The organism is Pseudochrobactrum sp. sp1633 (assembly GCF_030376605.1).
Lineage (GTDB): Bacteria > Pseudomonadota > Alphaproteobacteria > Rhizobiales > Rhizobiaceae > Pseudochrobactrum.
In genome coordinates this window covers 195,385-214,302 of record NZ_JARRAE010000007.1, presented here as the reverse complement: position 1 = coordinate 214,302, position 18,918 = coordinate 195,385, and the positions used below count along the sequence as shown (strand labels likewise).

Sequence of the window (18,918 nt, the reverse complement as noted above, 5' to 3'; positions counted from 1 at the left end):
GTTTCAGCTGAACAAATGCCGTTCCTGCTCGACCAGATTTGAAATGAAATCTGCAACAGTATGAATGCGTCGCAATGTGCGTGCGCTTTCATGATAGGACAGCCAATAGGAGCGTTTGATACGCTTGTGCGGCAATATCTCAATGAGATCAGAATATTCGCGGGCGATGAAGCCATGCAAAATACCAATGCCCGCTGCGGCTTTGACGGCCTCAACCTGTCCCAATGCACTGGAGACTTCAAAAGCCGGTGTCCAGTCACGGCTGATTTCCCGTGCATAATCCAGTGTTGGTGTGGCGACCAGATCCTCCACATAACCGATCAGCCGGTGATGGTTTAAATCCTCCACAGTTTGCGGCGTTCCATAGCGCTCAAGATAATCCTTATGGGCATAGAGACCGAGATTATAGCCGGTGAGTTTGCGGGCAACCAGCCGGCCTGTTTCCGGCCGCTCCACGCTGATGGCAATGTCTACTTCGCGGCGTGAGAGTGAGAAAGAACGGGGAACCGGCACCAGCTGAATAGTCAGATCAGGATAGAGCGTAGAGAACCGTGCCAGTCTGGGGCTGAGAAAATTGACGCCAAAACCATCCGGTGCACCAATGCGTATGGTACCGGCAATAGCGATATCTGCATTGGCGAGATGGGCATGGGCGTTGAGCATTTCTGCTTCCATGCGCTCTGCGGAATGTAAAAACTCTTCCCCCGCCTGTGTCAGCTCCGAGCCATTGGTGCGCCGGTTAAGCAAGGTTGTATTGAGGCTGGCTTCAAGCGCTGTCAGCCTGCGGGAGACAGTCGTGTGATTAAGGCCGAGCTTCTTTGCTGCGCCAAGGATTTGTCCGGAGCGGGCCACAGCGAGAAATATGCGAATATCATCCCAGTTCATGAGAAGAGCTTATATGGATATTTGCACAACGGATACGCTTTTCGCCTACTTGAAAACTATTTTTTGCAGGGTGATGATGGGGCACGGTTTTATAATCTCGGGAGAGCAAAGCAATGAAACAGGTCGGGCACTTCATCGGCGGCAAGCATGTGGCAGGCACAAGCGGTCGTAATACGGAATTTTATCAGCCAATGGATGGCGCGGTGCTGGGGCAGGTTGCTCTGGCGACTAAGGATGAAGTGCGCGCAGCGGTCGAAAATGCCAAGGCAGCTCAGCCTGCATGGGCAGCGACCAACCCGCAACGCCGTGCGCGTGTTTTGCGCAAATTTCTGGAACTGGTTGAGGCTGAATATGACAGTCTTGCAGAATTGCTGGCGCGTGAACATGGCAAAACCATTCCGGATGCCAAGGGTGATATTCAGCGCGGGCTGGAAGTGATTGAGTTTTGTCTCGGTGCACCGCATCTGCTGAAAGGCGAATTCACTGATGCCGCCGGTACCGGCATTGATGTTTATTCCATGCGTCAGCCGCTCGGTGTTGTGGCCGGTATTACGCCCTTCAACTTTCCGGCGATGATCCCGCTGTGGAAAGCGGGCCCTGCGATTGCTTGCGGTAATGCGTTTATTCTTAAGCCTTCCGAGCGTGATCCGGGTGTGCCGATGCGCTTTGCGGAATTGTTTATGGAAGCCGGTTTGCCTGCCGGTATTTTCAACGTGGTCAACGGCGATAAAGATGCGGTTGATGCATTGCTGGATGATCCGGATGTCAAGGCAATCGGCTTTGTCGGCTCCACTCCGATTGCGCAATATATTTATGCCCGCGGTTGCGCCAATGGTAAGCGCGTTCAGTGCTTTGGCGGCGCCAAAAACCATATGATCATTATGCCCGATGCGGATATGGATCAGACGGTGGATGCGCTGATCGGTGCCGGTTACGGTTCTGCCGGTGAGCGTTGCATGGCAATCTCCGTTGCTATTCCGGTTGGACACGACACGGCAGAACGTCTTATGGACAAGCTCATTCCGCGTGTTGAAGCGCTGAAAGTCGGTCCGTCGACGGATGTTGCTGCGGATTACGGCCCGCTGGTAACCAGACAGGCGCTTGAGCGTGTCCGTGGTTATGTTGATCTCGGCGTGGAAGAAGGCGCCAAGCTGGTTGTTGACGGCCGCAACTTCAAAATGCAGGGCTATGAAAACGGCTTCTATCTCGGCGGTTGTCTGTTCGATCATGTGACCAGAGACATGCGCATTTACAAAGAAGAAATATTCGGTCCTGTGCTGAGTGTTGTTCGCGCCAAAAACTATGAGGAAGCGCTCTCCCTGCCGAATGACCATGAATATGGCAATGGCGTAGCCATCTTCACCCGCGACGGTGATGCCGCGCGTGACTTTGCCTCCCGTGTTCAGGTCGGCATGGTGGGGGTGAATGTGCCAATCCCCGTTCCGATTGCCTATTACACCTTCGGCGGCTGGAAAGGCTCCGGTTTCGGTGACCTCAACCAGCACGGTCCCGATGCGTTCCGCTTCTACACCAAGACCAAAACGGTAACGTCGCGCTGGCCGTCGGGTGTGAAGGACGGGGCTGAGTTTGTCATTCCGACCATGAGCTGACACCCGATTTTTATCTGTTTGCATGTCCTCACCACTTCGTGGCTGCGGGCATGCGGCAGGGTGTGAAGGATGGTGCAGAGTTCGTCATTCCGGCAATGAGCTAGTTATTTCGGCTCTGACGGGCTGCAAATGCCATAACCAAAATATTGGCAGTGCTTCATTCTGAGATTTATATACCGAATACAAATGAACCCCGCTTTTACAGGCGGGGTTTTTGATTCTCTGAGAATCGTGATTCCGCAAAATCTATTTCTTCCCGCTTCTTAAAAACACAGCTTGTTGTTTTGTCCGGTGCAATGCGCCGTGTATTGTTCCATGCAATGCCACTTTCACAGGAGTTGCCTGACATGGCTCAACTTTCAAACAAGCGTATTGTTCTTGCATCCCGCCCCGCTGGCCGTCCGACAGCGGAAAACTTCCGCCTCGAAAGCGCTCCGGTGCCGGAACCCGCAGAAGGGCAGGTTTTGCTGAAACTGCATTATTTGTCGCTTGACCCTTACATGCGCGGACGCATGAGTGATGCCAAATCCTATGCCGCACCGGTTGCCCTTGGCGATGTCATGGAGGGTGGCACTGTCGGGGAAGTTCTTGTCAGTCGTCATAAGGATTTTGCTGCCGGAGATATGGTTTTGTCCCATTCGGGCTGGCAGATTTATGCCGTGGCCGAAGCTGCCGGTTTACGCAAGCTTGATCCTGCCGCAGCGCCACTCACCACAGCACTTGGTGTTCTCGGTATGCCCGGTTTTACGGCCTATGCAGGACTCTTAACTATTGGTCAGCCGAAGGCAGGAGAGACCGTCGTCGTTGCCGCTGCCAGCGGTCCTGTCGGTTCGGCGGTCGGGCAGATTGCAAAATTGCATGGCGCACGCACTGTTGGCATTGCAGGAGGCCCACAGAAATCTAAGGCGCTGATTGAAGAGTTTGGTTTTGATGTTGCGCTGGATCACTACCGGCCGGATTTTGCTGCTGCTTTGAAAGAGGCCTGTCCGTCCGGTATTGATGTTTATTTTGAAAATGTCGGCGGCAAAGTGTTTGAAGCGGTGTTTCCGCTGCTTAATCAGTTTGCCCGTGTGCCGGTTTGCGGGCTGGTCGCGCAATATAACAGTACAGGCACATTTGACGGACCCGACCGTCTGCCTTTGCTGATGCGGGATATTTTGTCGAAGAGCCTGACTATTCGCGGCTTTATTCAGCGGGATTTCAGTGAGCAACGCCCTGCATTTTATCAAGCTATGACACAGTGGATTGCGGAAGGAAAAGTCCGCTATCGGGAAGATATTGTGGAGGGGCTTGAGAATGCACCGGACGCTTTTACCGGCATGCTGGAAGGGAAGAATTTCGGCAAACTGGTAGTTAAATTGGCCTGATAATAATGCGCAGGACAGCTTCTGTTTTTGTCTTGCGGCACGCCTGATAAAACCGTCAGTGAACAAAACCGGCGGCTCCGTGCATTTTACAAAAGCCTGCGGCGCACTAAAAAACTTCATATCGCCAAAGGCAGTTTTGCATCATCCGGAGGCGTGCATCATGTATTTGGAATGTTTTAGCGTTATGGAGAATGCGCCGCAGATTGTTGCGGGGCGAGGTGAGCGTGACTGGATGGATAATTTCCATATGCGCTTTCCCTATCGCTGCCTGCAACTCACAATGGCGAATACCACCGGCTGGGAAATTCTGTGTCCTGCCGATTACAAGATTTGTTGGAATGGCGGTAAGGATAAAAATGATGTGCGGGTTTCCTGCCGCGATCCTATGGCCGCCCATTTTGTGGAATCACATTTTTCCCACGGCGTAATTACATTCCATACGGGCTATCTGTTCCGCACGCCGCCGCATTGCGCAATCATTGCCGGTGGTGCACCTAATCATATCAAGGATGGTATCCAGCCTCTGACGGGGCTGGTGGAGACGGACTGGCTGCCTTTTCCCTTTACGATGAACTGGATCATGACCCGTCCCGGGATTGTGCGTTTTAAAAAGGGAGAGCCATTCTGTTTCATTCAAATGACCGAGCATCACAAGATGGATAATGTCCGGCCGGTGATCCGCAATATTGCGGACGAACCATTGCTTCAAAAAGAATATGAGACCTGGGCGCTGTCCCGTCGCACTTTCAATCAAAATCTACAGGACGGCGATCAGCTGACAATCAAGCAGGCATGGCAGAAATTCTATTTCAAAGGTGAGAAGCCCAGTTGTCAAAACGGCGAACCGGCTGAAGGGCATATTAACCGGCGCCGCCTGCATATGCCTGTGCTTGCACATCACGAGAATAAGGCTGAGCTTTCTGACGTTTAAACTCTGACGGAATGACTGCGGGCAAAAGGTATTTCCGGTTTGTTTGTTTTAATAAATTTGACTTTTCTATAGAATCTGGTGGAGGTTCTGCAGGATTGTATTTTCACATTCATACCGGATAATGCCATGACTGCTTCCGATCCGACCGGCACGAGTGCTGTAATCGTTATTTCCAGCCATGTTGTGCGTGGCTCTATTGGCAACAGAGCTGCGGTTTTTGCACTGGAGCGGCTTGGTCATCCGGTCTGGGCTGTGCCTACGGTTATTCTGCCCTGGCATCCGGGGCATGGTCCTGCGGGGCGGATTATACCCGATGAAGCTCAGTTTTCAGGTTTGATATCAGATATCGAGCGCGCGCCGTGGCTGCATGAGGTTCGCGCAGTGCTCACAGGGTTTATGAGCAATGCCGCTCAAGTTGAAGCGGTGGCGCATCTTATTGCGGGTATGAAAGCCAAAAATCCTAACCTGCAATATATTTGCGATCCGGTGATCGGCGATGCAAAGGGGCTGTATGTGGCTGAAGCCACTGCCGTTGCTATCCGTGATCTGTTATTGCCGCTGGCGGATATTGCCACGCCGAACCGTTATGAGCTGGGTTGGCTGACACAGACTGAGTCAACGAATAATCAGGAGCTGATGGAGGCGGCCTTGCGTGCAGGGCCGGATACAATGCTGGTGACATCTGCCTTTGCTTTGATGCGGGACAGTATCAGCAATGTGCTGATCACGCGCACGCAGGCTTTAATGGCGGAGCACCGGATTGTGCAAGGGCCCGGCAACGGCATGGGCGATCTGACATCGGCTTTGTTCCTTGCCCGCAAAATGAGCGGGTTGAGTGATGAAAAAGCACTGCAAATGACAACGGCTGCTGTGTTCGAAATTCTTGCCCGTGCAGCCAAGCGCGGTGCTGACGAATTGATGCTGGAAGCAGATGCGTCCAGTCTGGAGCGGCCGATGGCAATGGTGCAGCTGCGCCGGTTGATGCATCCCAACCACGGAATGAGCGCATAGGAAATTATTTTTGTAGATAAAATTATTTTTGATAGATTGTTTTATTGCTGCAAAAATAGATAAAAATGGCCTGTAAAACGCAAAATCAGTGGTTTTTTCGCTGTTTTTCGCTCAAAATTACCGAAAACGGGATCAAAAAAGCGCTTGCAACAGGGCGTGGTTGTGCGAAAAATTGATCAATCTTTGATTGATCTTGGATAAATATGGGTTTATCGAAAAATCATGGTAGATCTTCCAGACACACTCCTCACCGGTTACCGCAACTTCATGGCATCGGATTTTGCCGATGAAAGAATGCGCTATAAGGAACTCGCAGATCAGGGCCAGACACCGGAAACGATGGTCATTGCCTGCTGTGATTCCCGCGCTGCGCCGGAAATCATCTTTAATACCCGCCCGGGTGAAATTTTTGTTTTGCGCAATGTCGCAAATCTCATCCCGCCTTATGAGCCGGATGGCGAATATCATGCTGCCTCAGCGGCACTGGAATTTGCGGTGCAGAGCCTGAAGGTTAAGCATATTGTTGTGCTTGGGCATGGTCGTTGCGGCGGCATTAAATCTGCGCTTGATACAGAAAGCAGCCCGTTGTCGCCGGGCGATTTTATCGGCAAGTGGATGAGCCTGCTCGCACCTGCTGCTGAAACGATTACGGCGAATACGCTGATGACGCAGACCGAGCGCCAGACCGCTCTGGAGCGTATTTCAATCCGCTATTCTCTGAATAATCTGCGCAGTTTTCCATGCGTTGATATTCTGGAGAAAAAGGGACGCCTCTCACTGCATGGTGCCTGGTTTGATATTTCGACCGGTGAACTATGGGTGATGGATTCGCAGACTGGCGATTTTATTCGTCCTGAAATGGATGAAGTGCCGGTGCCGGTTCAGACGGAACAAGAAGGCACATCTGCTGCCTGATAAATTTGAGATCATAAAAAAACCGGCTTTTCAGCCGGTTTTTTTATTGGGCGCTTTCTATTTTGATAAACCGGCATATAGTCTGCTTCAGGCAAAACCCGTGCCTCCCCCCTCCATATGGGAAAGTATTATTCATGCAGGGTGCAGAACGAACCGGCCATCTGTTTGGACATGATGCATAAGGAGGGAATGCTGAGATTGTCCTCAACAGGAGGTTATCTGCATGAAACTATCGGCACCACTTTATGTTTTAAAACGTAAAGCCAGACTCTTATCTAGAAAAAACAATATTCCGCTGCATGAAGCGTTTGATCACATTGCTTCTGAGCAAGGGTATAGCAGCTGGAGCCTGCTCATTTCAAAGCAGGCAGGAACTCTATCTGCAGATGAATTGTTCCGGCAGTTAATGCCGGGCGATATGGTATTGCTTGGCGCGCGTCCCGGACAGGGGAAGACGTTGCTAAGTCTTGAACTGCTGATGAGGGGCGTTGATCAAGGCAATCACGGTGCATTCTTTACGCTTGAATATACTGAGCAGGATGTTCGTGAGCGTTTAAAAAGAATTCGTCCGGAATGGGAGTACAGTCCAAAACTGCTGGTGTTTGATACTTCAGATGCTGTCAGTGCGGATTATATTATGACTCGAATGGATGCTGCTCCTTACGGAACGCTGATTGTTGTCGACTATTTGCAGGTGCTGGACCAGCGACGAGATAAACCGGCTTTGATGGAGCAGGTGGAGGCCCTTAAAAAATTTGCTGAAAAGAAGGGGTTGGTTCTGATTTTTATTTCGCAGATTGACCGGTTCTTTAATCCGTCACTGAAGCCATATCCGGATATGTACGACATACGCCTGCCCAATCCGTTGGATTTATCGCTGTTTAATAAGATGTGCTTTGTGCAGGGCGGAACAATTCAAATGAATCAGTGTAAGAATAATCGGATTTAAGGCTGATTAATAAAAAAACCGGCTTTTCAGCCGGTTTTTTAATGTGTCGAGGGCAAATTAGTTGCCGTCAATAGCCTTGCCCATGATGGCAATTGCCTGCTGGTAAACAGTTGCGGCATTCCAGCCCTGAATAGCAACATAGTTCGGCTCACCCTGCTGGTAGCCTGCGCCTGCGCGCCAGCCGTGAGCTTTGAGGAAGCTGGCTGTTGAAGCCAGAGCATCTGCGCGCGAGCCAACCATATCAATATGGCCGTTGCCGTCACCGTCAGCACCAAATTTGATGACACTGGATGGCAGGAACTGTGTCTGGCCGATTTCACCATGCATGGCGCCGACTGCATTCGGGCTGAGATCGCCACGCTGAATCAGCTGCAGTGCTGCATAAAGTTCATTGGTGAAAAACTCTGAACGGCGGCAGTCATAGGCCAGTGTTGCAACCGCTGAAAGCGTGTGCTGCTTGCCCATGTAATTGCCGAAACCGGTTTCCATGCCCCAGATTGCCATCAATGGGCCGGCCGGAACGCCGTAGCGCTGCTCGATTTTAGCAAGCAGGGCAGCATTCTGTTTTTTCAGAGCTTTGCCACGGCTGATAATTGTGGTCGAACCGCGCTTCTTCATGAAGTCGTCCAGAGAAAGCTTGAAGCTTTTCTGATTGCGGTCTGCATTGATTGTTGCGGTTGCGTATTTCACATTGTCCAGTGCTGACAATGCGTTGCCTTTGATACCGCGTGCTGCTGCTTCCTGTTTGAAGCCCTGCACCCATGCCGGAAAACCGGCGCCGGTGTTTCCGCATTGAGCTGCCTGTGCAATGCCGGAAAAAGCCAGTACAGCAATTGAACCGCCAAACACTGCGAATTTCAGCTGACGGAGAGAAGATTTGATAGTCTTTGACTGCATGAAGCTGCCTCGTTAGAACTTTGCTCAGGTGCTTTATAGATTTATATGGTTAACAGGGTTTTACAAAAAACCATAGTTTTGGTGCTGTTCCATCTTAAAGCAGGGCGATGTCCGTTGAATGTGGTCTGAATGAGGCGCATAGCGCTTTGCGGGGCAGTTTCAGATTGTCCGCGCTTTTTGGGTCACAGTTTTAAAGAGACTCTGATTGTTTCTGTGGTTTTGTTGTTTGTGCAGTGCTGTGTCGTGGCTTTTTCCTTGCAAAAGCTTGACTCATAAACTGCAGATCATGTAAAGAACGCGCGATAATTCCGCTATGAGTATATGTTCTCAGGCAGCCGACCGGGACCCGTATGGTATAAAGAGATCCCGGAGGTCAACATCCGACAGCGCAATGCGCCCTCGGGTGCTGTTTTGCTTTGGATGCAGCTTCGGTTCTAAGCCGTTGCCTTATATGATTTCGGGATGAACCTGCACTCAGATCCCGCAGATCTGAACAGAGATTGGGAAATTTAGATGTTTGAATCACTTCAGGAGCGTCTTGGCTCTATTCTGAACGGTCTGACCGGACGTGGCGCTCTCTCTGAGGCCGACGTTGCGGCCGCGTTGCGTGAAGTGCGCCGTGCGCTGATCGAAGCGGATGTGTCGCTGGAAGTGGTTCGCTCATTTACTGACCGCGTGCGTGAAAAAGCGGTTGGTGCGGAAATTCTGAAAAGCATTAAGCCTGGTCAGATGGTCGTTAAGATCGTCCATGACGAACTGGTGGAAATGCTCGGCACCGAAGGTGTGACGGTTGATCTGAACGCACCGGCGCCGGTTGTCATTATGATGGTCGGTTTGCAGGGTTCGGGTAAAACCACCACCACAGGTAAGCTGGCCAAGCGCCTGACAGAACGTCAGCGTAAAAAAGTTCTGATGGCCTCGCTGGATACACGCCGTCCTGCCGCGCAGGAACAGCTGCGTCAGCTCGGTATTCAGACCAGTGTTGATACATTGCCGGTTATTGCCGGACAAACACCGGTTGAGATTGCTGCGCGCGCCGTACAGGCTGCGAAACTCGGCGGTCATGATGTGGTGATCCTCGATACAGCAGGTCGCACGCATATTGACGAGCCGCTGATGGTGGAAATGGCGGATATCCGCAAAGCCGCCAATCCGCATGAAATTCTGCTCGTTGCCGACAGCCTGACCGGTCAGGATGCCGTTAATCTGGCGCGTAACTTTGATGAGCGCGTTGGTATTACCGGTATCGTACTGACCCGTATGGATGGTGATGGTCGTGGCGGTGCAGCGCTTTCGATGCGCGCCATTACCGGCAAGCCGATCAAGCTGATCGCGACCGGCGAAAAGATGGATGCGCTGGAGGAGTTCTATCCGAAGCGTATTGCTGACCGCATTCTCGGTATGGGCGACATTGTTTCGCTCGTTGAAAAAGCAGCTGAAACCATTGATGCTGAAAAAGCAGCGGCAATGGCCAAGAAAATGCAGGCCGGCAAGTTCGACCTGAATGATCTTGCGGACCAGCTCCAGCAGATGAAGAAGCTGGGCGGCATGGGTGGTATCATGGGTATGATGCCGGGCATGGCAGGGATGAAAGACAAGGCTGCTGCTGCCGGTCTGGACGACAGACTTTTCGATCGTCAGCTCGCAATCATCGGTTCCATGACCAAGGCTGAACGCGCTAATCCGGCTTTGCTCAAGCATAGCCGCAAGCAGCGTATTGCCAAAGGTTCCGGCTCCAATGCGGCCGATATTAACAAGCTGCTGAAAATGCACATGCAAATGGCTGATATGATGAAAGCTATGGGCAAGGGCAAAGGCGGCATGATGAAACAGATGATGGGCGGCCTTGCCGGCAAGATGGGACTTGGCGGTCTCGGTGGTATGGGCGGCCTAGGGGGCGGTATGCCCGATCTGTCGAGCATGGATCCGAAACAGCTGGAAGCCTTGCAGAAACAGGCTGAGGCTGCAGGCTTTGGAAAAGGCGGCGGTCTTGGTGGTTTAGGTGGTGGTTTGCCGGGGCTTGGTGCTCCGAAACTGCCGGGTCTTGGTGGCGGTCTTCCGGGTCTGCCGAAAAAGAAGTGAGCATGATGAGCGAACAACAGACTATGCCTGCTGAACTTATCGCCCTGCGCGCATCCATTGATAATATTGATGCAGCGCTGATCCATATGCTGGCTGAGCGTTTTCGCTGCACCAAGGCTGTCGGTGTTTTGAAAGCCGAGCGCGGATTGGCTGCTGCTGATCCTGCCCGGGAAAAACGACAAGTCGAACGTCTGCGTAATCTGGCGCAGGACGCCAGTCTTGATCCTGATTTTGCTGAGAAATTTCTGAACTTTATTGTGAAAGAAGTGATCCGGCATCATGAGCATACCGCCGCAAATCATACCGGACAGTAATGTCCGGTTTGCGGTGTAAAAACCATTGCGATCGTTTTAACGGTCGTATTTCAGAAATTGTTGCTGATTAAGTGACACGACATAAACTTTAAGGAAAACACTATGTCCCTGAAAATCCGTCTGGCACGCGCCGGTTCCAAGAAGCGCCCTTACTACCACATCGTTGTTGCAGACGTTCGCGCACCACGCGACGGCCGTTTCATCGAAAAGCTGGGTTCATGGAATGCAACTCTGGCGAACAAAGAAGAACGCGTAACTGTTAATGCAGAACGCGTTCAGTATTGGATCGGTCACGGCGCGCAGCCAACAGACCGCGTTCTGCGCTTCCTCGATCAGGCTGGTATTGCCAAGCGTGAAGTTGCGAACAACCCAACCAAAGGCGTACCGGGCAAAAAAGCTCAGGAACGTCTGGCAATGGCTAAGCAGGCTGAAGAAGATGCTGCTGCAAAGGCTGCAGAAGCCGCTGAAGCAGCAGCTGCTGCCGCTGCTGCGCCTGCTGAAGAAGCTCCAGCTGCAGAATAACTTCTGCTCTAAAGCTTTTGCGGGTTAATATCCGTAATTAAAAATACCGTGCCTCTGTAAAGCGGCACGGTATTTTTTTTGCCTTATAGCTTCATATTGAGCGCTTTTATTAAGCGTGTATTTTCAAATGAGAATTTGCGTATTATTGATAATGGAGAGCCTGCGTTATGCGTGGCGAAGATAAGGAGATCCCTATGACCGGTCAGACTTCCGTTATGGCTGCAGATCGCTTGAAAATGCGCCCGCTGGTAACGCTTGTTTTGTTGATGTTCATGCCGCTTTTGGCAGCATGCGGTTTCAACACCATTCCGACCAATGAGGAAAAGGCAAAGGCAGCGTGGAGCGAGGTGCTTAATCAGTATCAGCGCCGTACCGATCTTATTCCTAATCTGGTGGAAACCGTTAAAGGCTATGCCGCGCATGAGCAGGAAACCCTGACTGCGGTAATTGAAGCCCGCTCCAAGGCAACGCAGACACAGATTTCACCGGAAATGCTGAATAATCCGGAAATGTTCAAACAGTTTCAGGACAATCAGGCCAATCTGAGCAGCGCTTTGTCCCGCCTGATGGTTGTGGTTGAGAAATACCCTGATCTGAAGGCCAATCAGAACTTCCTCGCGCTGCAATCGCAGCTGGAAGGCACTGAAAACCGCATTGCTGTGTCACGCCGTGATTATATCGAAGCGGTACGGGTTTATAATACCGGCCTGAAAACCATGCCGACCATGCTGTGGAAGACATTGTGGTTCTGGAACAATGAGCCAATGCCGACTTTCACGATTGATCCGGCCTCTCAGGCCGCTCCTAAAGTACAGTTCAACTGATAAAAAGCGGGCAGGAGAAATCCTGCCCGTTCTGCTTTTGCTGAAACTTAGGAAAACGGTATGGTTCCTACACATATCATTTCAGAGAACAGGCCAGAACAATCTGCTTTCCGGTCGGTGCTGAAAATGCTTCTGGCGGTTGTGCTGCTGGTGTGTGCAAATTTTGCCTATGCCCAGAGTACTGATAAACCGGCCATAGCTTTGACCGATCGTGTGGTTGATGCGGCGGGCGTGCTGTCATTTGCACAGCAGCAGGAACTGATCGCGAAACTCAGCGCCTATGAGAAAGAATCTTCTGATCAGATTGTGGTAGCAACAGTCCCCAGCCTGAATGGTATGGATATCGAGACCTATGCCAACCGGCTCTATCGTGCATGGGGCATTGGCCAGAAAACAGAAAATAACGGCATTTTACTGCTGGTCGCACCCAATGAGCGCAAAGTGCGTATTGAGGTCGGCTATGGTTTAGAGGGCACTGTGACAGACGCGCTTTCGGCCATTATCATTCAGAATGCGATTATCCCTGAATTTCGTAACGGGGAATATGGCGCGGGTGTCACCAAAGGTGTCGATGATATTCTGCAGGTGCTACGCGGTGAGGGCGCTGAATTGCAGGCGCGTGCCAAACGCAATCAGAAAGAAGCTGCCGATCAGACCGACTGGGTTGAGATCATTTTTCTGATTTTCTGGATCAGCATATTCTTTGGCGGTTTTGGCTTTACGCTGCTTGCGCCGGTTTTCGGCCGCAAGATTGGTCCGGGGCGCTATGAATGGCTGGGCGTAACCATTGCACTGGGCGGTGGCGGTGGCGGCGGGCGTTCATCCGGTGGCGGTTTTGGCGGTGGCTTTGGTGGGGGCTCGTCAGGCGGAGGCGGCTTTTCCGGTGGCGGTGGTTCATCGGGCGGCGGCGGCGCATCGGGTAGCTGGTAAAGAGGAAAATCAATGACACATTATCAGCGTAACCAGATTTCTCAGGAAGATCGCCAGCGTATTGCTGCTGCCATTCGTGATGCAGAGAAGCAAACCGGTGGTGAAATTTATGCGGTGCTGGCGCAGCGCAGTGACGACTATTTTTATGTGGCCGGTTTTATCGCCTGTTGTGGTATGATCGTGAGTGCCGTGATTGCTGCCTTTGTGGCGCAATATTACTGGTTTGATCTGTCACTGCCGAAATTTGCACTGGCCATTCTGGCGGCTTTTATCTGCCTGATTGCTCTTCTGGCTTTGGTACCTGCATTGCGCATGGTTCTGGTGCCGCATCGTGTGCGTTACCGGCGTGCGCATCTCAATGCTTTGCAGCAGTTCATTGCCCGTAATGTGCATCTGACGAATAAGCGTACCGGTATTCTGTTGTTTGTGTCTCTCGCTGAGCGCTATGCGGAAGTGGTGGCTGATGCCGGAATTAATGAGCGGGTCGATCAGCAGGAATGGAATGCGATTGTTGCTACGCTCAGTCGCCATGCAGCACAGGGAAGTGTTGCGGAAGGGTTTATTGAGTCGATTAGCAAAGCCGGCAACCTGCTGGCGCAGCATTTTCCTAAAGAGGACGGCGACAAAAACGAGCTGGAAGACCATCTGGTGGAACTATAAGAATTTTATCCACCGCTGATTTTTATTTTTGCAGCGGGTTTATGATTTTTAAGAACGATTTAATTTCACTTTTGCTTGTTCGAACGCAAAAAAATCGAAAAAAACGGTTCTTTTGTCACAATTTGCTTGTTATTTGAGAGATGGAGCAGGCCGAAGGTACTTCAGGCAGAGGCGGTCTGTATAATGAGGAGTTTTACAGTGAGTGCCGATACAGACCATACCGCTCAGACCAAATTCGTTGTCGATTATCAGAATATCTCTGAGCCTGTAGCTTCTCAGTTCGCAAAGCTGTTGTTTGAATGGGCGCCGGCTGAAGATATTGCGGCCTATGATGCCGGTGATATGGAAGAAGCTGCCAAGCTCGCATTAACGGCGCTCGGCTCTTACCGCTCAGACAAACCGGTAATTACTGTCGATAATGACAGTATTCTGCGCCGTCGCGGACGTCCGCTGACCGTGGTAACGCTGATTAACCGCAACATGCCGTTTCTGCTCGATTCCACGATGGGTGAAATTCTTGAGCGCTCCGGCATGATCTATATGGTTGTGCATCCGGTGCTGAATGTCGCCTTCAACGGCAGCACTTATGAAGTTCACGGTGAAGCAAGCTCCGGCAAATCCGTGGCAGGCACTGAACAGGTCAGTGTGATTCAGCTGCACTTGCCACAGATGGATGAAACAGCGCGTGCGGCGCTGGAGAAAGCTCTGGGTCAGGTGCTGGGGCAGGTCTATGCTGCCGTCAGCGACTGGAAACCGATGCTGGCCCGCCTTGATGAGGTGATCGCATCTTACGCTAATGTTAAAAACCTGTCGGATACCGCAGAGGGCCGTGAGGCGACTGCTCTGCTGAAATGGCTGCGTGACGGCAATTTCACATTTCTCGGCATGCGCGAGTTTCGCTATCAGGCAAAAGACGGCACGCTTGTACAGGCCGACACACCTTCCTTGGGGATACTGCGCGATGAAGATATCCGCGTTTTGCGCCAAGGGCAGGATAATGCTTCTATCATACAGGAATTGCAGGACTTTCTCAAAAGCTCTGAAAGCCTGCTGATTACCAAGGGCAACAGCCGCTCGCTGGTGCATCGCCGTGAATATATCGACTATATCGGCATCAAGCTGTTTGATGCAGACGGCAAAGTGACCGGCGAAATGCGTCTGGTAGGCTTGTTTACATCAACCGCCTATACATCCTTCCTCAGCACAATTCCTTATCTGCGTGGCAAGGCAGAGGCCGTCATCGGCCGTCTCGGCTTTAACGCGGCTGACCATTCCGGCAAGGCGCTGGTGCGGGTTCTGGAGGATTATCCGCGTGATGACATGTTCCAGATTGATCTGGATGCCCTGACCGATCATGCGGAACTGATTGTTGCGCTGGATGAGCGTCCGCGTGTCCGTGTGCTGCCGCGCATTGACCGTTTCAGCCGTTTTGTCAGCGTATTGGTTTATCTGCCGCGCGACCGTTATGACTCGGTTGTGCGTGAAGCGATCAGCAATTATCTGATGGATGTTTATCACGGTGAATCCGTGGAATTCCATCCGGTCTTCCTTGATAAGGGCGTGACCCGCGTTCAGTTCATCATCCGCCGCCATGACGGCAGCGTGAGTGAAATGGCGCGTGAGACACTGGAAAAGCAGATCCGCACCTTTGTCCGCACATGGGAAGATGGTGTGCGTGATGCGGCTGAGGAAAGCTCGCAGACTTTTGCCCCGCGTGTGATTGGTCTGGCTTCCGGCTTCCCTGAATCCTACCGTGAGACATTTAATGAAACTGAAGCGCTGGTTGACGCCGTGCGCATCGAAGCGCTGACGGAAGAGAGCCCGCTTTATGTGGATTTCTACCGTTATGATACACAGGAGCCGCAGGCGGCCTTCCTGAAGCTCTATCATTTCGGTGAGGCACTTGCGCTGTCGCAGCGTGTGCCGTTGCTGGAAAATATGGGCTTCCGCGTTATCAGCGAGCAGACCTTTGCTCTTCCGGTGCAGACTGCAACAGGTGGAAAAAACACCGTTCATATTCATGATATGCTGATTGTCAGCGCTTCGGACAAAGCCGTTGATCTGAGCGATGACGGCGATCTTCTGGATGATGTATTCCGCACCGTTTGGAACGGACAGGCTGATAATGACGGCTATAACGGTCTCGCGCAAAGCGGACGTCTGACCGCACGCCAGATTATGATTTTGCGGATGTATGGCCGTTATCTGCAGCAGGCAGGGATCACCTATTCGCAGGACTTTATCGCGGCTACGCTCAACCGTTATCCGGAAATTGCTACGTATCTCTACACGTTGTTTGACCTGCGCTTTAATCCGGCACTTGCCCACGATAAGGGTGAAGAGGCTAAAGAACTGGCTATTGCTGAGGCGATTGAAACCGCTCTGCAATCGGTGCCAAGCATTGATGATGACCAGATTTTGCGTCGCTACCGCAATCTGATTGAAGCATCGCTGCGCACCAATGCCTATATGCATGACAAGAACGGCAATGCGCCGGTAACACTGGCGGTAAAGCTCAATCCGCGTGCGGTAGACGGTCTGCCGGAACCACGCCCTTACCGTGAAATTTTTGTCTACGGGCCGGAAGTTGAAGGTGTTCACCTGCGCTTTGGTGCGGTGGCGCGTGGGGGCTTGCGCTGGTCTGACCGTGCGCAGGATTACCGCACAGAGGTGTTGGGTCTTGTAAAGGCGCAGCAGGTAAAGAATGCGGTGATTGTGCCCGGTGGTGCCAAGGGCGGCTTCTATCCGAAGCGCTTGCCGGTTGGCGGTGATCGTAATGCTGTGTTTGAGGCAGGACGTGCTGCCTATATCACCTTTATCTCAACAATGGTTTCAATCACTGACAATATTATCGACGGCAAAATTGTACCGCCGGTTGATGTTATCCGTCAGGATAATGATGATCCGTATTTCGTGGTAGCAGCGGATAAGGGCACAGCCACTTTCTCCGATACGGCGAATGCGATCAGTCAGGCACAGCATTTCTGGCTGGATGATGCTTTTGCTTCTGGTGGTTCTGCCGGTTACGACCATAAGAAAATGGCCATTACTGCCCGTGGTGCATGGGAAGCCGTGAAGCGTCATTTCCGCGAGATGGACATTGATATTCAAACCACACCTTTCACTGTTGCCGGTGTGGGTGATATGTCCGGTGACGTTTTTGGTAACGGCATGTTGCTGTCACCGAAAATCAAGCTGATCGCCGCTTTTGATCACCGTGATATTTTCATTGATCCGATGCCGGATACGGATTCAACTTTTGCTGAGCGCCAGCGCCTGTTTAATGTGCCGCGCTCCAGCTGGCAGGATTATGACCGGTCAAAAATCTCTGCCGGTGGCGGTGTGTTTAGCCGTTCGCAGAAGGTCATTACCTTGTCTGAGGCCGCTGCTGAAGCAATTGGTCTGGGCAAACTGACGGCAACGCCGAATGAGGTGATCGGTGCAATCCTGCGGGCGCAGGTTGATCTGTTGTGGTTTGGCGGTATTGGCACTTATATTCGCGCAAACGAAGAAAGTGATGCGCAGGTCGGTGACCGCGCCAATGATGCCATACGCATTACCGGACGTGAGGTTCGCGCCAAGGTGATCGGCGAGGGCGCTAATCTGGGTGCAACCCAGCGTGGCCGTATTGAATACAGCCTCAATGGCGGACGCAGCAATACCGATGCGATCGACAATTCGGCAGGCGTGAACTCGTCTGACGTTGAGGTCAATATCAAGATTGCCCTGACCCCAAGCCTGCAGGATGGCCGTCTGACCCGCGAGGCACGCGATGTGTTGCTGGCGCAGATGACGGATGAAGTGGCAGCGCTGGTTCTGCATAATAATTATGAACAGCCATTGGCCTTGTCGCTGGTTGAAAAGCGCGGCACATCCGAGCTGCCTTATCTGATGCGGATGATGTCGTCTCTGGAACGTCGCAAATTGCTCGATCGCAAGGTGGAATATCTGCCGGATGATCAGGTGCTGAGTGACCGCCAGAAGCGTGGTGAAGCCCTGACCCGTCCTGAACTGGCGGTACTGCTGGCCTATGGCAAAATGGTGCTGTCCGATGACCTGATCGCCAGCAATCTGCCGGATGATACCTATCTGCATTCACGCCTGTTCGGCTATTTCCCGCAGGAAATGCAGGAGCGTTTTGCCAAGGATATTACCCATCACCGTCTGCATCGCGAAATCATTGCTACACTTCTGTCCAATGATGCGATCAATCGTTGCGGACCTACATTTGTCAGCCGCCTGAGCGATCTGACCGCCGAGGCACCGGCAGAAATTCTGCGTGCCTATGTGGCTGTGGCCGATGGTTTTGAAACGGAGCAGCTCTATCAGGCGATTAATGCGCTGGATAATAAAATTCCGGGCAAAGTGCAGAACGAGTTTTATGCGCTGGTCGGGGATATGTTGTTCTCGACTTCGGCATGGGTGCTGCGTAACAACCGCTTTGATGCCACTTTGAGCGAGATGGTCAGTGCTGTTAAGCGCACACGAATGGCGCTGGAGCCAAAACTTGAAGAGCTGATGCCTGACTTCATCGCTGATCTGATTACCGCAGATACGGCTAAGTATGTTGCCAAAGGTGCAGGTGAAGCGCTGGCGCGCAAGCTTGCCCGTCTCCAGTCAGCCAAGTTGATGGCGGATATTGCGCTGATTGCCTATCAGGGCAAAGCCGAGCTGATGAGTGCCGCGACGGCTTACTTCAAAATTGTTGATGCATTCCGCATTGCCAATATTGAAAAGGCTGCGTCTGCGGTGCCGGTGACAGATTATTATGATGGTCTGGCTTTGTCGCGTGCAACAGACACGATCACACAGGCAACCCGCGCTGTGACGATGGAAGCGCTCACCAAATTCAAAGGTGAGGCCGATCCGGTACAGAGCTGGCTGACCCGTGATGCCGAGCGGATTGACGGTGTGCGCCAGCGCATGATTGCGCTGACAGAAGGCGGGGATTTAAGTGTTTCCCGTCTGGCCGTGGCCGCCGGTTTTATGGCGGATCTTGCAGGCTGATCATCGGCTGATTG

15 protein-coding genes are annotated in these 18,918 nt (G+C 52.1%); 13 read left to right on the top strand and 2 right to left on the bottom strand.

What is annotated here, in order from left to right; genetic code table 11:
- Positions 1 to 3 precede the first annotated feature (3 nt).
- Positions 4 to 885 (bottom strand): LysR family transcriptional regulator, encoded by an 882-nt coding sequence (locus P8H26_RS10420; protein WP_289632896.1) that lies wholly within the window; start codon positions 883 to 885, stop codon positions 4 to 6.
- Positions 886 to 998: 113 nt separating this feature from the next.
- Here P8H26_RS10420 and P8H26_RS10415 point away from each other — a divergent pair, with 113 nt between their 5' ends.
- The 6 genes from P8H26_RS10415 to P8H26_RS10390 all read left to right on the top strand — a co-directional run bounded on the left by P8H26_RS10415 (position 999) and on the right by P8H26_RS10390 (position 7,668).
- On the top strand, positions 999 to 2,495 hold the full coding sequence (locus P8H26_RS10415; RefSeq protein WP_289632895.1) for a CoA-acylating methylmalonate-semialdehyde dehydrogenase: 1,497 nt from the start codon (positions 999 to 1,001) through the stop codon (positions 2,493 to 2,495).
- Positions 2,496 to 2,842: 347 nt separating this feature from the next.
- A complete protein-coding gene (locus P8H26_RS10410; protein WP_289632894.1) occupies positions 2,843 to 3,862 on the top strand; it encodes an NADP-dependent oxidoreductase in 1,020 nt (339 codons plus the stop codon).
- A 160-nt stretch (positions 3,863 to 4,022) separates the two neighbouring features.
- The gene (locus P8H26_RS10405; protein WP_289632893.1) at positions 4,023 to 4,793 is read left to right on the top strand and encodes a DUF6065 family protein; all 771 of its coding nucleotides are present in this window, start codon (positions 4,023 to 4,025) and stop codon (positions 4,791 to 4,793) included.
- 126 nt (positions 4,794 to 4,919) lie between these two features.
- On the top strand, positions 4,920 to 5,804 hold the full coding sequence (pdxY, locus tag P8H26_RS10400; protein WP_289632892.1) for a pyridoxal kinase PdxY: 885 nt from the start codon (positions 4,920 to 4,922) through the stop codon (positions 5,802 to 5,804).
- Positions 5,805 to 6,026: 222 nt separating this feature from the next.
- Positions 6,027 to 6,719, top strand: a complete 693-nt coding sequence (locus P8H26_RS10395) for a carbonic anhydrase (protein ID WP_289632890.1) — start codon at positions 6,027 to 6,029, stop codon at positions 6,717 to 6,719.
- A gap of 223 nt (positions 6,720 to 6,942) precedes the next feature.
- Positions 6,943 to 7,668, top strand: coding sequence for a DNA helicase (locus tag P8H26_RS10390; protein ID WP_289632889.1), 726 nt, complete (start codon positions 6,943 to 6,945; stop codon positions 7,666 to 7,668).
- Positions 7,669 to 7,725: 57 nt separating this feature from the next.
- On the opposite strand, the gene P8H26_RS10385 is transcribed toward P8H26_RS10390, so the two are convergent.
- Positions 7,726 to 8,565 (bottom strand): lytic transglycosylase domain-containing protein, encoded by an 840-nt coding sequence (locus P8H26_RS10385; protein WP_289632888.1) that lies wholly within the window; start codon positions 8,563 to 8,565, stop codon positions 7,726 to 7,728.
- 513 nt (positions 8,566 to 9,078) lie between these two features.
- On the opposite strand from P8H26_RS10385, the gene ffh reads away from it, so the two are divergent.
- The 7 genes from ffh to P8H26_RS10350 all read left to right on the top strand — a co-directional run bounded on the left by ffh (position 9,079) and on the right by P8H26_RS10350 (position 18,904).
- A complete protein-coding gene (ffh, locus tag P8H26_RS10380) occupies positions 9,079 to 10,647 on the top strand; it encodes a signal recognition particle protein (protein WP_289632887.1) in 1,569 nt (522 codons plus the stop codon).
- A gap of 2 nt (positions 10,648 to 10,649) precedes the next feature.
- The gene (locus tag P8H26_RS10375) at positions 10,650 to 10,961 is read left to right on the top strand and encodes a chorismate mutase (protein ID WP_289632886.1); all 312 of its coding nucleotides are present in this window, start codon (positions 10,650 to 10,652) and stop codon (positions 10,959 to 10,961) included.
- 102 nt (positions 10,962 to 11,063) lie between these two features.
- Positions 11,064 to 11,483, top strand: a complete 420-nt coding sequence (gene rpsP, locus P8H26_RS10370) for a 30S ribosomal protein S16 (protein WP_289632885.1) — start codon at positions 11,064 to 11,066, stop codon at positions 11,481 to 11,483.
- Between the two features lie 194 nt (positions 11,484 to 11,677).
- Complete coding sequence (locus P8H26_RS10365; protein WP_374708276.1) at positions 11,678 to 12,307, top strand: LemA family protein; 630 nt, start codon at positions 11,678 to 11,680, stop codon at positions 12,305 to 12,307.
- Positions 12,308 to 12,433: 126 nt separating this feature from the next.
- A complete protein-coding gene (locus P8H26_RS10360) occupies positions 12,434 to 13,237 on the top strand; it encodes a YgcG family protein (RefSeq protein WP_289632943.1) in 804 nt (267 codons plus the stop codon).
- 12 nt (positions 13,238 to 13,249) lie between these two features.
- Positions 13,250 to 13,897, top strand: a complete 648-nt coding sequence (locus P8H26_RS10355; RefSeq protein ID WP_289632884.1) for a TPM domain-containing protein — start codon at positions 13,250 to 13,252, stop codon at positions 13,895 to 13,897.
- 183 nt (positions 13,898 to 14,080) lie between these two features.
- The gene (locus tag P8H26_RS10350; protein WP_374708275.1) at positions 14,081 to 18,904 is read left to right on the top strand and encodes an NAD-glutamate dehydrogenase; all 4,824 of its coding nucleotides are present in this window, start codon (positions 14,081 to 14,083) and stop codon (positions 18,902 to 18,904) included.
- The last annotated feature ends 14 nt before the right edge of the window (positions 18,905 to 18,918 follow it).